12 protein-coding genes are annotated in these 14,248 nt (G+C 65.4%); 8 read left to right on the forward strand and 4 right to left on the reverse strand.

Annotated elements, in window-relative coordinates; all coding sequences use genetic code 11:
- The first annotated feature begins 8 nt into the window (after positions 1–8).
- From P0D89_RS02730 to P0D89_RS02760, 7 genes are all read left to right on the forward strand, one after another.
- Entirely contained in the window at positions 9–1,397 is a 1,389-nt protein-coding gene (locus P0D89_RS02730; RefSeq protein ID WP_408360492.1) for a hypothetical protein, read from the forward strand.
- 220 nt (positions 1,398–1,617) lie between these two features.
- The gene (locus P0D89_RS02735; protein WP_408360494.1) at positions 1,618–1,926 is read left to right on the forward strand and encodes a hypothetical protein; all 309 of its coding nucleotides are present in this window, start codon (positions 1,618–1,620) and stop codon (positions 1,924–1,926) included.
- Positions 1,927–2,118: 192 nt separating this feature from the next.
- Positions 2,119–2,277 carry a hypothetical protein gene (locus P0D89_RS02740; protein WP_408360496.1) on the forward strand — a complete coding sequence of 53 codons (159 nt, stop codon included), beginning with the start codon at positions 2,119–2,121 and terminating at the stop codon, positions 2,275–2,277.
- Positions 2,278–2,747: 470 nt separating this feature from the next.
- A complete protein-coding gene (locus tag P0D89_RS02745; RefSeq protein ID WP_408360498.1) occupies positions 2,748–3,050 on the forward strand; it encodes a hypothetical protein in 303 nt (100 codons plus the stop codon).
- Positions 3,051–3,162: 112 nt separating this feature from the next.
- Positions 3,163–4,122 (forward strand): 3-hydroxyacyl-CoA dehydrogenase family protein, encoded by a 960-nt coding sequence (locus P0D89_RS02750; protein WP_408360500.1) that lies wholly within the window; start codon positions 3,163–3,165, stop codon positions 4,120–4,122.
- Between the two features lie 181 nt (positions 4,123–4,303).
- Positions 4,304–4,915, forward strand: coding sequence for a flavin reductase family protein (locus P0D89_RS02755; protein ID WP_408360502.1), 612 nt, complete (start codon positions 4,304–4,306; stop codon positions 4,913–4,915).
- A gap of 168 nt (positions 4,916–5,083) precedes the next feature.
- Positions 5,084–5,518: a cupin domain-containing protein gene (locus P0D89_RS02760; protein WP_408360504.1), complete on the forward strand. Its 435-nt coding sequence runs from the start codon at positions 5,084–5,086 to the stop codon at positions 5,516–5,518.
- 80 nt (positions 5,519–5,598) lie between these two features.
- Here the strand turns inward: P0D89_RS02760 and P0D89_RS02765 are convergent, their stop codons facing one another.
- Entirely contained in the window at positions 5,599–7,080 is a 1,482-nt protein-coding gene (locus P0D89_RS02765; RefSeq protein ID WP_408360506.1) for a polyhydroxyalkanoate depolymerase, read from the reverse strand.
- A gap of 218 nt (positions 7,081–7,298) precedes the next feature.
- On the opposite strand from P0D89_RS02765, the gene P0D89_RS02770 reads away from it, so the two are divergent.
- Positions 7,299–7,952 (forward strand): glutathione S-transferase family protein, encoded by a 654-nt coding sequence (locus P0D89_RS02770; RefSeq protein ID WP_408360508.1) that lies wholly within the window; start codon positions 7,299–7,301, stop codon positions 7,950–7,952.
- A gap of 130 nt (positions 7,953–8,082) precedes the next feature.
- Here the strand turns inward: P0D89_RS02770 and P0D89_RS02775 are convergent, their stop codons facing one another.
- The 3 genes from P0D89_RS02775 to P0D89_RS02785 all read right to left on the reverse strand — a co-directional run bounded on the left by P0D89_RS02775 (position 8,083) and on the right by P0D89_RS02785 (position 14,035).
- Positions 8,083–10,056: a methyl-accepting chemotaxis protein gene (locus tag P0D89_RS02775; RefSeq protein WP_408360510.1), complete on the reverse strand. Its 1,974-nt coding sequence runs from the start codon at positions 10,054–10,056 to the stop codon at positions 8,083–8,085.
- 205 nt (positions 10,057–10,261) lie between these two features.
- Positions 10,262–13,174: a heavy metal translocating P-type ATPase gene (locus P0D89_RS02780; RefSeq protein ID WP_408360512.1), complete on the reverse strand. Its 2,913-nt coding sequence runs from the start codon at positions 13,172–13,174 to the stop codon at positions 10,262–10,264.
- A 144-nt stretch (positions 13,175–13,318) separates the two neighbouring features.
- Positions 13,319–14,035 (reverse strand): FMN-binding negative transcriptional regulator, encoded by a 717-nt coding sequence (locus tag P0D89_RS02785; protein ID WP_408360514.1) that lies wholly within the window; start codon positions 14,033–14,035, stop codon positions 13,319–13,321.
- Between the last annotated feature and the right edge of the window lie 213 nt (positions 14,036–14,248).

Genomic DNA, 14,248 nt, shown 5'->3' on the forward strand with positions numbered 1-14,248 from the left:
TTTTCTCTATGGCAGATTCCGTAGCATCCACACCGTCCCGGCCTCGCCGAGCCGCTTCGAAGAAGCGGCGCCAGGCCGCCGTTTCCACTGACACCGAAAACAAGCTGGCGCGCGCGGCGCGCTCGGCGCAACGCCTCGCGCAACTGAGCGGTGCCTCCCGCGACGACACCACGCTCGACCTGTTCCCCGACGATCCCACCCGCGCCACGTTGGAAGCGATGAACATCGACATCCGGCAAGGCACGCTGGACGGCTTCGAATTGCCCGATGTGGTGCTGGCGGCGGTTGGCGCGATCGATGCCGGCGACGGCATGCCGCTCGACGCGAAGGGCGCGCGCCGCGCGCCGCGTGCCGTTAGGGCTGACGAACGGGCTCCGGTGAATCCGGAATTGAGCGGGCTTGAGATCGAGGTGTCGGCGCCTGTGGCTTCCGCTGCTGGCGGAGTGGGTTCGGTGGAGGTGACGCCGGGAATCGAGGTGGCTGCCGAGGTGGACTCCCAACTAGCCGCCGAAACGAAGGAAAAACGGGCTGCCGCGGCCCGCGAGTCGGCCGCGCCCCTCACGCCTGCGATGGCGGCCGCAACCGTTGCGCGGAGTGTGACCGCGCTGCGTCAGGCGGCTGAACCGGGCGCGGTCGCGGATTCGGCGGGTCCAGCTGCAGCGGGGGAAAGCAAGCCGCCGCAACGCTTTGCCGCGACGTTCGCGAAGGGGGCGACGGCTTCACGGGAAGCAGCTGCTACTGAAGGCGAAGCGACGAACAAGCTTGCTGGTGGTGCTTCGGCACAAGCGGGGGCTGGGTTTGCCGGGTCGGTCGAGCGGGCCGAGCTGAAGGCGGGTGCGCAGGCGTCGGCCAATTCGTCGGCACCCACAGCCGCCACCAATGCCAACGCCAACGCCGCGTTCGCCGCGCCGTGGCGAGAAGCCCAGCGCGCGGAAGCGGCTGCGGCCGCGTTGCGCGCCGCGCCGGAACTCGATCGTGCACGGGCAACCGCCTTCGCCGATACCGTCGACGCGCTATATGGCGTGATCGCCGATCAGCGCCGCGCGGCGACGGATCATTCGCGCCGCATGAAATGGATGCTGTCGATCGTCGTGGGCGCGCTGCTGGTCACGGTGGCAATCGGCATTACGCAGACGCTGCTGCTGATGCGTCTGACGCGGGAAACCACGGCCCAGCAACACCGCATCGAGCAGATGATGCAGAACCAGCAGGCCGCCATGGCCAGCCTGGTCGATACCCGTCTCGCGATGGCCAACGCGGTAGCGGCCAATGCCGCTTCCGCGACAGCGACGGTGGCGCCCGCCGCGCCGCAACCGGCGGCCGCGGCGCCGGCGCATGGCAAGCGCAACTCACGCGCGCAGCATGGGCGTAGGGCGAAAGCCGTTACCTCGAACTGATCACCGATCACCAGTGACCACCGCGCCGGCGTAGCCGGCTGCGGCGGCCTGCTTTTCCGGGCCGTTCAACCCACCCAATCCTCCCACCCCTTCCACCAGATAGACGCCGTAAGGCATTCGCCTACTGCCACCCCCTCGCAACTCCACTCCCCTGTTTACACTCTGCCTGCTGTTGCGAAGCCGAACCGAACGGTCAGCGCACCATCTGCCTGGAGCCACAATGCCAACTAGCGAGCACAAATATTCAATCGAGGAACTGTTGAGCGCGCTCCTGCGCGATCAAGGCATCCACGATGGACACTGGGCGTTGAATGTGGAGTTTTCGGCCACGGGAGCGTCCGTCAAACCGCAGGACAATGCCGCGCGGACGCTACCGGGCCTGATCGTCTCGGTGAATAGCGCGACGCTGGTGCGCGCGGACAGTGCAACAGCCGGCGCCGTCGATGCCGCCGTCGTCAATCCGCGCAAACCTGCGACTAGCGCCCGGCCGACGCGCAGCCGCAAGCCTGTGTCGACCACGCTGCAGTAGCCGAACGCATTCGACCTTGAGTTCGGAAAAGAGGGACGTTGTCATGGTGCAACGCATCATGACGAGAATTAGCTGCGACATCACACCGCACCCGAAAAATTGCTGCATTGCACTAGCTTTTGCCTAGGGAAAACCCTATACTTCTTCTTAAGGGAAAACCCTAGCAAATGCAGTAACCAACCGGGAGTCGCCATGAGCTTCATTTTTGCACTGTTCCAAAAGGTCAGCGACCTCTTCGCGTCGCCTCATCTGCCGCTGGATTCGGACTACTCGTACGCAGCGCGTAGCCGCGAAGCGGAGCGCGTGCGCCGAGCACAATCCACGTTGTTCGGCATCAAGCTGACCGACTAAACGCCAAGCAGGACCGTCCTGAGCGCGGAACACCGCGCACGGGTGCGCAGTTCGGGTGCGCACATCACGATTGAAAGCCGCACTACGCGAAACGCGTACTGCGGCTTTTTGTTTCTGGGAAGCAGCCGGTTTGCTTATCCGCTTGACGCGAAGTCAGCCCTTGCCAAATATTTCTCCGCCGAAATGAATGTAACGGCGCCTGACGTCGCGCCGACGTTTCCTGCGACCGATCTGCAGCGCATGGCTTGATAAACGGGCGTCGAGCGCGAAAACGCGGCCTCGTCATCCGGCCCTATCTCTGAAATGCCCGCTTACAAGTGCTCACGTCTTCATGCGGTTTGCGCCGCTAAAGTTGGTCCCAAGCGTACGGCGTCTGGGTCGAGCCTGAAATCGCAGCCTGAAGGTGAAGGCGAGGTAAAGGCCGAGCGAACACGGACGCTGGCTTTGAACAACTTTGATGGGAGGTCACTATGAAAACTTTTAACAAGACATCGCGTTCTATTATCGCAACCTTGATCGCAGGCGGCGCGTTGCTCGCCGGCGGCAGCGCCTTCGCCCAGGAACGTGTGATCGTCGAGAATGGTCATCGACCGGTCGAGTACGGTCAGCCGCACGTGATGCCGGTGGGCTTGTCCGTCAATATCGGCTGGCACGGCGATCGTTACTACGACGGCCACCGCTACTGGGATCACGACGAGTGGATGCACAATCACCCGCACGACCGCGATCCGCACCGTCACGACGACCACCGCGAGCCGCCGCACCACTATTGATGCGCGCATGACGGCGCCGCACGCCGCGGCGTGAAGTTATCCACAAAGCCTGTCCTTCCTTGCGGAAGACCGGCTTTGTCACGTTCGGCCTTGCGAAACGGCGCGCTACGCTATGCTTCGAGGCTTTCATCGACGGCAGCAGGAGAGCGGCGTGGACAACGCAACCGTAACGATAGGCGTAGTAGGCACGGGACTGATGGGCGTCGGCATCGCGACGCAAAGCGCGCTGCACGGATACAGGACGATCGTCCACGACGTCGATCCGGCCCGGCTCGCGAGCGTCGCGCCGAAAGCGCAAGCCGTGCTCGACGAATTGATCGACGCCGGACGTATCGACGAGACAGCCAAACGGGCGGCGCTCGCGCGCATTGAAACCCATGCGCAACTGGATGTGGTCGCGTCGGCGCAGTTCGTGATCGAGGCGATTCCCGAGGTGCTCGAACTGAAGCATCGCCTGTATGCGGCGCTGGCCGGGCTGCTGGCCGACGACGCGATTCTCGCGAGCAACACCAGCGGTTTCCCGCCCGATCAGTTGGCCGTGCCGCTGCGCGCGAAAGAGCGTTTTCTGATCGCGCATTTCTGGAACCCGCCGCACATGATTCCGCTCGTCGAAGTCGTGCCGGGCACGGCTACCGCGCCGGAAGTGACGCAGCGAACCGCCGCGTTGATGAGCGCGATAGGCATGGAGCCGGTGGTGCTGGCGAAGGCGATTCCGGGCTTCGTCGGCAACCGGTTGCAGTTCGCGGTGTTGCGCGAGGCGTTGAACATCGTCCGTTCCGGCGCGGCGACGCCGGACGTAGTCGATCGGGTGATGAAGGCGTCGCTGGGGCGCCGGTGGGGGATCGTCGGTCCGCTCGAAGGCGCGGACATGGGCGGCCTCGACACCTTCCTCGACATCTCCACGCATTTGATGCCTGAACTCGCAAAAGATGAAGACGTGCTGGACTTATTGCGTCAGCAGGTCGACGCAGGGCGCGTCGGCGTGCGCTGCGGCGCCGGTTTCTACGACTGGGACGAAACGCATCTGGCGCAGGTCAGGGAAGGGCGCAGACGAGTGATCAGCCGCGGTTGATTCAGGCAGTGAACATGTATGAGCGTGAGTCGGCGCGGCGAATGCGCTTGATTCACGCGGTGTTTCGCAGAAGCAGAAGGCAACGCTTGCTGCGCGTCGGCGCGAGACGCGCTCGGCAACGCCGGCCACGCTGCGGTATAACTAGCTCTTCGCATCACGTCGTCAACCCCAACATCATCCCATGGCCCACTACTTCTACGACCCCCTTGCCGGTCACGGCCTGCCGCATGACCCTTTCAAAGCCATCGTCGCGCCGCGTCTGATCGGCTGGATTTCCTCGCGCGATACGCAAGGCACGTTGAACCTCGCGCCGTACAGTTTCTTCGGCGCGTTCGCCACCTTTCCGCCGATCATCGGTTTCTGCAGCGAGGGCCATAAAGACAGCGTCACCAATATCGAAGCCACCGGCGAATTCGTCTGGAATCTCGCGACCCGTCCGCTCGCCGAGCAGATGAACCGTTCGTCGGCGCCGGTCGCGTCGCACGTCGACGAATTCGAACTCGCGGGTCTCACGCCTGCGCCGGGCCGCAATGTCGCCGTGCCGCACGTCGCGGAATCGCCCGCCGCGCTCGAATGCAAGCTGTTGCAGGTCGTGCGCCTGCATACGCTCGACGGCGAGCCGATGGACAACTATCTCTCGCTCGGCCAGGTAGTCGGCGTTCACATCAACGAGGCCTATCTGAAGGACGGCCTGTTCGACACGTACGCCGCGCAGCCGATCATGCGCGCGGGCTATCGCGCCGACTACGCGCAAATCGGCGAGATGTTCCAGATGTTCCGCCCGACCGCCTGAACACCATCGGTGCTCGAGCGACGCCGTGCCGCGCAATGCGGCGCGGCACATGCCGCAACGCGCCCACGAGGAGTGGGGCCAGCGCTTCAATACTGGCCTGCTTGATGCTTGCAACCGACGCTCTAGCGCGTCGTTTCAACTGCCGGCTCACCCTCCTGGAGCGCGATCATGTCCACCGAATTCGCCACGCAATTCAGCCATGTCCGTCCGCAAGACACGTCCTACGTGGATCAGGGCTTACGCGACTTTTTTCTCTACCGCGATCTGGGGATCGCGCAGGCGACTGGCGGCAAGGTGCTTGCGCAACTCGTGAAGGCGAATCACGCACCAGAGCAAGGCACCGGTTGGCACCGTCATGAGGCCGACTTCCACATCGTAATCATGCTGAAGGGCTGGGCGCGCTTCATGTACGGCGACAAGGAGACGCTCGTCGCCGCCGGCGATTGCGTGCATCAGGCGCCGGGTATCGTCCACTATCTGTTCGATTACTCGGAGGACATGGAGTACGTCGAGATCGTTTCTCCGGCCGATTTCAAATCGATCGAAGTCGAAGGCCCGTGCGAAGTGCCGGCCGTGAAGCCGTGGAAGAGCATTGCGGTTTGATGGGAGTGCGAAACGCAGGGGCGGGCGGCGTGCACAGTCCGCCCGTCGCGCGCCAAACAAGCTCGGTGAAGTGAACCAGCCTACTGAGCTGCCGGTGGCCGTCTACGAGGCGCTCGCGCCGCAGACGGTTTCGCAGCAGCGGTGGAACTGTCGTTGGCGCCAGTGCTAGCGCCATTCGCCCCAGCCTCCGCCGCGGCCTGCGCATCGACGCCGACTTCCACTTCGACCACCGCCGCGGCAACCGGCGCCGCCGCCGTGACCTCCGCAGCGGTCGCGGCAGACACCGGCACCGGCTGGATCGTGCGCGCCCGCGAACTCACCAGTACCACGCGCGGCTCGTTGTCATAGATCACGGCGCGCACGCGCGGATAAATCTGCCGCTCCCAGCGGTGTCCGTTGAACACACCATAGTGGCCCACACCGGTCTGCACATGATGCGTCTTCAGATACGGCCGCAGTTTCGCGCACATGTCCTGCGCGGCGAGCGTCTGCCCGACGGCGCAGATGTCGTCTTTCTCTCCTTCCACGGTGAGCAACGCGGTCCGGCGAATCTTCGATGGATCCACCAGACGCCCTTCCACTTCGAGCGTATTCAACGGCAGCGCATGCCGCTGGAAAATCGTGTCGACGGTCTCCAGGTAGAAGTCGGCCGTCAAGTCCATCGTCGCGAAGTATTCTTCGTAGAACGAGTGAATCGTGTCGGCTTTCGTCGGGTCGCCCTTGGCGCGCTCGTAATACATTGTCTCGAACGAGTCGATGTGGCGGGCGAGATTCATCGACATGAACGCGGTCAACTGCACGAAGCCCGGATACACGCGCCGGTGCGCGCCCGCGAACCCGAACGGCACCGCGCTGATCAGGTTCTGCTCGAACCACTCGAGCGGCTTGCTCTTCGCCAGTTCGTTCACGCGCGTCGGATTGATGCGCGTATCGAGCGGCCCGGCCATCAGCGTCATGCTGGCCGGCTGGCAGGGGTGGTCGTCGGCGGCCATCAGCGCGACCGCGGCCAAGGCGGCCACGGTCGGCTGACATACCGCGAGTAGATGCGAGCCGGGCCCGATGCGCTCCGTGAAGTCGATCACGTGTTGCACGAATTCGTTGAAGCCGAAACGGCCCTGGCTCAGCGGCACGTCGCGCGGGTTGTGCCAGTCGGTGATGTACACGTCGTGTTCGGCGAGCATCGTGCGCACGGTGCCGCGTAACAGGGTCGCGAAGTGGCCGGACATCGGCGCGAGGATCAGCACGCGTGGCTGCGACGCTGAAAGCGTGGTGTCCTTACGGAAATGCAGCAGCGAACAGAACGGCGTGTGCGCCGCGATTTCTTCGACCACGGCCACCTGCTTGCCTTCCGTCACCACGCTGTCGATGCCGAATGGCGGCCGCACGGGCGTGAGTCCGGCGAGCGTGAAGAGTTCGCAGGCCGCGCGTAGCGAGCGGCCGTGCGGCGAGTCGCCGAACGCGGGCCACGCGTCGAGCGAGTGATTCATCAGGGCCGCGCCGTGCCGCATCGGCAGCATGATGTCGGCGCACGCCTGGTACGCTGAATATGCGAACAGGTTCATAACCTTCGCACGAGTGCAGAGATGGAAGGAGCTTGAATAGAGGCAAGTCATGTGCCAAGCGGGCTTGCGGGTAGCCCGGCCGTGGCCGCGCATTGGCATGGCATTTGCGCGCATCGACGCAACGGGCAGAAGTTGCCGCGCTTTGGTGCGTGCGCGCACGGCGGCGTGCACACCATTCGGCAGGTGGCGGTCGAACGCCCCATGTGGAGGAGAAACGTATGGCGAATACAACGCTCACTATCAGCAGCAAGAATTATTCGTCGTGGTCGCTGCGCGGCTGGCTGCTGACCAAATTCAGCGGCTTGCCGTTCGACGAGATCGTGATGCCGATCGACGACCCCGCGGCGCGCGCCGAACTTCTGCTGCTGTCGCCGTCAATTCTGGTGCCATGCCTCGTCCATGACGGCATCAAGATCTGGGACACGCTGGCGATCGCCGAGTATCTGAACGAAGTGAGGCCGCAAGCCGCGCTTTTGCCGAAAGACATTCGCGCGCGCGCGCACTGCCGCTCGATTTGCGGCGAGATGCACTCGGGTTTCAGCTCACTGCGCTCGGCGTTGCCGATGAACCTCAAGGCGCATTTTCCGGGCTTCAAGGTGTGGGCGCGGGCGCAATCGGATATCGACCGGATCGTGACGATCTGGGGCGAATGCCTGAAGCAGTATGGCGGGCCGTTTCTGTTCGGCGAGCGCACTGCGGCGGATGCGATGTATGCGCCAGTGGTGACGCGTTTCGTGACCTATGACGTGAAGCTCGATCCGGAAATCGTCGAGTACGGACAGCGGATCATGGCGCTCCCGGAAATGCAGCAGTGGATCGCGGACGCACAGCAGGAGGTGGAAGAGATCGACGAGCTGGACGTCGAGTTTTGACGGGTTTTTCCCGGGCGCGCTGAGGCTGTGTGAACCCGTGATGACTGCAATGATGCGATGACGGTGTCGTGGCCGGCGCGGGAACGCCCCCCGCGCCACGCTTCACGCTAGTGAAGCTTGAACCCGCAACTCACTCGCGGCCGCTCTCAAGCTTGAACACGCTGACCACCTGCGCCAACCGCGCAGCCTGCTCGCGCAACTCGGCCGCCGCGAGTTCCGCTTCGCCGACGATCGTCGCATTCTGCTGGGTGGCCTCGCCGATCTGCGTGACGGCCTGATTGACCTGCTCGATGCCGCCCGATTGTTCGCGCGACGCCACGTTGATCTCGCTCATGATTGCGCGGACCTGGCCGACCTGGGTCACGATGCCCTGCATCGTCGAACTGGCTTGCTCGGCGATCCGGAAACCGCTTTCGACGGTGGCCGTGGAAGTCGCGATCAGACTCTCGATCTCCTTCACCGCGGCCGCGCTGCGTTGCGCGAGCGCGCGCACTTCCGACGCCACCACCGCGAAGCCCTTGCCGTGCTCGCCCGCGCGCGCGGCTTCGACGGCGGCGTTCAGCGCGAGGATGTTGGTCTGAAACGCGATGCCTTCGATCACCGTGGTGATCTCGGCGATCTTCTGCGACGAGCGGCTGATCTCGCCCATCGTCGACACCACGCGTTCGACCGCGCGGCCGCCTTCGAGCGCGGCATCGGCGGCGTGCGTGACGAGCGTGTTGGCTTGGGTCGCGTGATCGGCGTTCTGCTGCACGGTCGATGTGATCTGTTCCATGCTGGCCGCCGTTTCTTCGAGGCTGCTTGCCTGGGTGGCGATCCGCGCGGCGATATTGCCGCTGCCGGCGGCGATCTTCTCGGTGCCCTCCGACATATCCGCCGATGCGTTACGCACCTGCGAAACGATGCGCGCGAGGCCTTCGCCGATACCATCGATCGATTGCATCAGGCGGCCGATTTCGTCGGCGCGCGCGTTGCCGTGCTTCGCCACGCGCACGCTCAAGTCGCCCGACGCGAAACGCTCGGAGGCGCGTGCCGCTTCGTCGAGCGGGCGGCTCACGAGACGCCGCACCGCGATCAGGAACACGATCGCGAATACGCCGACCAGCGCGAAGCCGATCAGCAGGAATCGATTGCGGCTCGCGACGACCTCGGCCATCACTTCGTCGCGCGGCGCGACGCCGCCCACCAGCCATTGCCATTCCGGCACCGTGATGAAGGACACGAATTTGTCGCGCGCATCGTGTTCGCCGAGCGTCGCGTCGGCAGAGCGGTAGTCGAGCTGACCTTGCTTCATGTCGAGCATTTGCTGGTAAGGCGCATTGGCGTCGTCCGCCTTCTGGCCGGCGGCGGCCGGATGCACGATCAGCTTGCCGCGATCCGCGCCCATCGACGCATCGAGCACGAAGTAATAACCGCTCGCGCCGATCTTCAGATTGCGGATGCCGTCCTCGACCGATTGGACCTCCTGGTCCACGTTCACGCCGACGAACAGCGCGCCGATCACGCGGCCGCTCGCGTCGGTGATCGGCCGGTACTGCGTGATCAAGCGTTTGCCGAACAGCGCGGCCAGTCCCGTATAGGACCGGTTCGCGAGCAGCGGTGCATAAGCCGGCCCCTTGCGGTCGAGCAGCGTGCCGATCGCGCGGGAGCCGTCCTGTTTCTTCAGCGAGGTTGTCACGCGCACGAAGTCGTCGCCGCTGCGCGCGAACACGGTGGCGACCGCGCCGCTGCGTGCGAGAAACTGGTCGGGGATCGTGAAGTCCAGGTTCAGGACTTTGTCGCCGGCCTTGATGGTCGGCGTCGCAATGCCGCCGATGTCGACTTTCTGCGTGTCGTCGAGCGAGTAATCGGCGGGCAGGAAGCTCGCGAACAGCGACATCGAGCGGTCGACTTCAGCCGACAGCGCCTTGTCGAACAGCGTGATCATCGCGGCGATCGAGCGGTCTTTCTCTTCCATGCGTTCGCGCACCTGATCGCGGACCTGCACGCCGGCCGCGCGCGTGAGCGCCCACGTGAAGGCGGCGAACAGTAACGCCACCAGCACGCACGAGAGAACGGCCAGCCGGGCGCCGACGCTGGCGCGGCGTGAAAAGAGAAAATCCATGGGCAGTCGCAGAGTAGAGGGGACAGGCGAATGCGCGGACCATTCGTAGGGATGGCCGGCTTCGATGTCTGGTTTACGGCTGCGGCGGCTCTCAGCTTTAGGGGCGCTGAAAGCGGTTCGTAATTGGATGCGGCGCTTTCGACGGTTGCCGTCGGCGCGATGCGGACTTGTTTAACGCTCGGGCCTCTTGATGCCCGAGGCGCTCTTAACGCTCCGAGCGCCCCGACGCGCCACTCCACGTGCGCAGCAGCAGTGCATTGGTCACTACGCTGACGCTCGAAAACGCCATCGCCGCACCCGCGATCATCGGATTCAGCAAACCGAAGGCGGCCAGCGGGATGCCGATCAGGTTGTAGACGAACGCCCAGAACAGGTTTTGCTGGATCTTGCGCCAGGTCTTGCGCGAGATGTCGATGGCGTCGGCCACGAGCGCCGGATCGCCGCGCATCAGCGTGATGCCGGCTGCATGCATCGCGACGTCGGTGCCGGTCGCCATCGCGATGCCGATGTCGGCGGCGGCGAGCGCGGGGGCGTCATTGATGCCGTCGCCCGCCATCGCGACGATGCCGGCGCGGCGGATTTTCAGATCGCGGATCACGCGGGCCTTGTCGTCGGGCAGCACTTCGGCGTGGAATTCGTCGATGCCGAGCGCCTTCGCGACGCTCGCCGCGCTGCCGCGGTTGTCGCCGGTAATGAGCACGCTCTGGATGCCCATCCGCGCCAACCGCTCGACGGCCGCGCGTGCGGTAGGTTTGACGGTGTCGCCGAAAGCTATTAGTGCGAGCGCCCGCGATGCTTGCGGATCGCGCTGCATCAGCCACGAGACGGTGTTGCCCGCGGCTTCGAGTTCGTGAGCGCGCGCGGCGAACGCGGACGGCAGATCGATGCCGAGTTCGTTGAGCCAACGCGTGCTGCCGAGCGCAAGCGTGCGGCCTGCGACGTCCGCTTCGACACCACGCCCGGCGACCGCGCGCGCGGCCGTGGCTTGCGGAGCGTCTACGTGAATGGATGCGGTCGCGACGCTATCATATGTTGGCGACACGTCGGTGGCAGCCGCGGCGGTCTCCGCTGTCAGCGATGCGTGCGATGTTGCCGCCGCCGCCGTCACCTCGCTTGCCGCAACCGGCTGCGCCGCTTCATACGCGTTCACCACCGCGCGCGCCAGCGGATGATCGCTGTGCCGCTGCACCGCGGCGGCCAGCGACAGCGCGTCGTCGCGGTCCATCCCGCCGACCGGCTCGAACGCAGTCACCGACGGCTGGCCGAGCGTGAGCGTACCGGTCTTGTCGAACGCGACGATCGCCACCCGATGCGCGGTCTCCAGCGCCTCAGCGTCCTTGATCAGCACGCCGTGCCGTGCGGCGACGCCGGTGCCGGCCATGATCGCCGCCGGGGTCGCCAGCCCGAGCGCGCACGGGCAGGCGATCACCAGCACGGCAACCGCGTTCAGGATCGCGGTCTCGCCGCCCGCTCCCGCGATCAGCCAGCCGATCAGCGTCAGCGCGGCGATCGCCAGAATTGCCGGTACGAAGATTTCGCTGACCCGGTCGACCAGCCGCTGGATCGGCGCCTTCTCCGCCTGCGCGCTTTCGACGAGCCGGATGATCCGCGCAAGCGTCGTTTCGGCGCCGATCGCGGTGGTCGTCACGGCAATCGCCCCTTCACCGTTGATCGAGCCGGCAGTGACCGCATCGGCGGGTTGTTTTGGCACCGGCAGGCTTTCACCGGTGATCAGCGATTCGTCGATATGCGTGCGGCCTTCGAGCACCGCGCCGTCGACCGGCACGCGTTCGCCCGGACGCACGATCACAACGGTGCCGACCCGCACTTGCGCGAGCGGTACCTCGCGCTCGCCGCCGCCGTCGACGCGAATGCGCGCGCGCTCGGGGCGCAGTGCGTTGAGCGCGCGGATCGCGTCCGTAGTCTGGCGCTTGGCGCGCGCTTCGAGCCACTTGCCGAAGCGCACCAGCGTAATCACGACCGCCGACGCTTCGAAGTACAGATGCATCGTGTCGCCCGGATGCATCGCGAGTTCGTAGATGCTGATCCCATAAGCCGCCGACGTGCCAAGCGCCACCAGCAGGTCCATGTTGCCCGCGCCGGCCCGCACGGCGCGGTAAGCCGCGCGATAGAAGCGCGCGCCGAACACGAACTGCACGATCGACGCGAGCGCGAATTGCAGCGACGGCGGCAGCATCGCGTGCATGCCGAACCATTCGCCGACCATCGGCGCGACGAGCGGCAGAGTCAGCGCCGCGCAGACGAGTACGGCCGCCAGTTCGCGGCGCGACTCGTTGCGTTTGCGGTCCGCGGTGCTCGGGGTGGTCGCGGTGGTGGCGTGGGCGGCTGCGTCGGCGGGTGCCGCAGTCTCTGGCGGCGCGATCAAGGTCGCGTCGTAGCCGGCTTTCTTGACGGCGGCGATCAGTGCATCCGGACTGGAAGTCGCGTCGTTCAGATCGACGCTGGCGGTTTCGGTCGCCAGATTCACCGATGCGCGCGTGACGCCCGGCACTTTGGCGAGCGCCTTTTCGACGCGCAGCGCGCACGATGCGCAGGTCATCCCGCCGATCGCCAGTTCCGTCGCGCGCGCTGCTTCAACCGGCGCGGCATCGGCGGGGGCGGATGGCGCGGCTTCATAGCCGGCTTTGCGCACGGCGGCCGCGAGCGCTTGGGGCTCGACGAAGGCCTCGCTTTCGACGCGCGCACGCTCGGTGGCGAGATTCACCGACGCACGCGTAACGCCCGGCACCTTCGCGAGTGCCTTCTCGACGCGCATCGCGCATGACGCGCAAGTCATCCCACTGATGTCCAGTTCCGTCGCGCGCGCCGCTTCAACCGGGGCGAGAGCGGCGGGGGCGGATGGTGTGGCTTCATAGCCCGCCTTACGCACGGCGGCGGCGAGCGTTTCGGGCTCGACGGAAGCGTCGCTTTCGACGCGAGCCTGCTCGGTGGCGAGATTCACCGACGCGCGCGTGACGCCCGGCACTTTGGCCAGCGCCTTTTCAACGCGCAGCGCGCATGACGCGCAAGTCATCCCGCCAATCTCGAGTTCGGCGAGTCGGGCGGGGGCGGGAGAGGCGGCGGCGTCGGCGCGCTGCGGATCGGCAAGGTCGGGCATGGTGGATAAGGGCTCTTGGCGGCATTGGGCCGCATCGTGAATCCAGTATCGACCTTCCCATCGCGGGAAGGTCAAGGCCGGACGATGCGGCGACGATCCATCACGCGAGGCGGGCCGCCGACCCGGCGTCGCGAACGCGTTTGTTCAGAAAGCCGGCGGCGCGTCCAGCATGGCCTGGCCGACGGCCGGCTGCTGATCGCCGGGGCGCGCCAGCAGCGTGTCGGCCGCGCCGCGACGGTCTGCGGCGTCCTTGTTCTGGCCGAGCTTCCATTTGCCGACCAGCCGCGTCACTTCGATCTCGATTCCGACGATCGCGCCGAGCATCTGCGTGATGAAATCGGCGGGCGCGTCGCCCATCTTCCACGGTACCGGCTCGCCGGCTTCCATCCTGCGGGTGAGCCGCGCGACGAGGCCGCGCACGAACGACTCGTCGTCGCGCACGACGATCCGGCCGTGCGCGTGCACCACCATGTAGTTGTAGGTCGGCACCTGCCGATGTGTTTCGTGCTTGCTCGGGTACCACGTCGGCGAGATGTAGGCGGCCGGTCCCTGGAAGATCACGAGGGCGTCGGGATGCATGGCGGCTTCCTTCCAGACCGGGTTCGCGCGGGCAACATGGGCGCGCAGGATGCAGCGGGTACGGGGCGTTGCGTCGTCCGCTACGGGGACAGCCTGCGCGTTGCCGCCTTCGCGGTCTGACTGCGCGTCGTTCCCTGCGGGGACTAGCTCCGCGTCGAATGGCAAATGATTCGCGTCGAGCCCATTCGGGCCAATCGTAATCAACGCGCCGAACGGCTGCTCGACGATCAGGCGATGGAGAACCTCTGGACGGTTCTCTTCGAAATGGGCGGGCATATACATTGACGCGCTCCGAATACCAAAAGCGAAAGGGCGAGAGGCCCAAAGAGCAACAGGACGCGACGGCGTCGGTGAGTCCGCAAACCTGGCCCGCGTCACGCGAGCCCCAGCACGAATGTGTTTAAAAACGTTAACCGTACCGTAAATAGATTCCGTGTGTGCGCGATAAGCGTCATCGCAGCCTTTGCGCTTGCCTGGTGAGCAAGGATACGATAC

Source organism: Paraburkholderia sp. RL18-085-BIA-A (assembly GCF_046027075.1).
GTDB lineage: Bacteria > Pseudomonadota > Gammaproteobacteria > Burkholderiales > Burkholderiaceae > Paraburkholderia.

Coding starts and splice junctions, on each gene's coding strand:
- P0D89_RS02730 (WP_408360492.1), top strand. CDS start 9: ATGGCAGATTCCGTAGCATCCACACCGTCCCGGCCTCGCCGAGCCGCT.
- P0D89_RS02750 (WP_408360500.1), top strand. CDS start 3,163: ATGCTTCGAGGCTTTCATCGACGGCAGCAGGAGAGCGGCGTGGACAAC.
- P0D89_RS02740 (WP_408360496.1), top strand. CDS start 2,119: ATGAGCTTCATTTTTGCACTGTTCCAAAAGGTCAGCGACCTCTTCGCG.
- P0D89_RS02760 (WP_408360504.1), top strand. CDS start 5,084: ATGTCCACCGAATTCGCCACGCAATTCAGCCATGTCCGTCCGCAAGAC.
- P0D89_RS02755 (WP_408360502.1), top strand. CDS start 4,304: ATGGCCCACTACTTCTACGACCCCCTTGCCGGTCACGGCCTGCCGCAT.
- P0D89_RS02780 (WP_408360512.1), bottom strand. CDS start 13,174: ATGCCCGACCTTGCCGATCCGCAGCGCGCCGACGCCGCCGCCTCTCCC.
- P0D89_RS02735 (WP_408360494.1), top strand. CDS start 1,618: ATGCCAACTAGCGAGCACAAATATTCAATCGAGGAACTGTTGAGCGCG.
- P0D89_RS02785 (WP_408360514.1), bottom strand. CDS start 14,035: ATGTATATGCCCGCCCATTTCGAAGAGAACCGTCCAGAGGTTCTCCAT.
- P0D89_RS02770 (WP_408360508.1), top strand. CDS start 7,299: ATGGCGAATACAACGCTCACTATCAGCAGCAAGAATTATTCGTCGTGG.
- P0D89_RS02745 (WP_408360498.1), top strand. CDS start 2,748: ATGAAAACTTTTAACAAGACATCGCGTTCTATTATCGCAACCTTGATC.
- P0D89_RS02765 (WP_408360506.1), bottom strand. CDS start 7,080: ATGAACCTGTTCGCATATTCAGCGTACCAGGCGTGCGCCGACATCATG.
- P0D89_RS02775 (WP_408360510.1), bottom strand. CDS start 10,056: ATGGATTTTCTCTTTTCACGCCGCGCCAGCGTCGGCGCCCGGCTGGCC.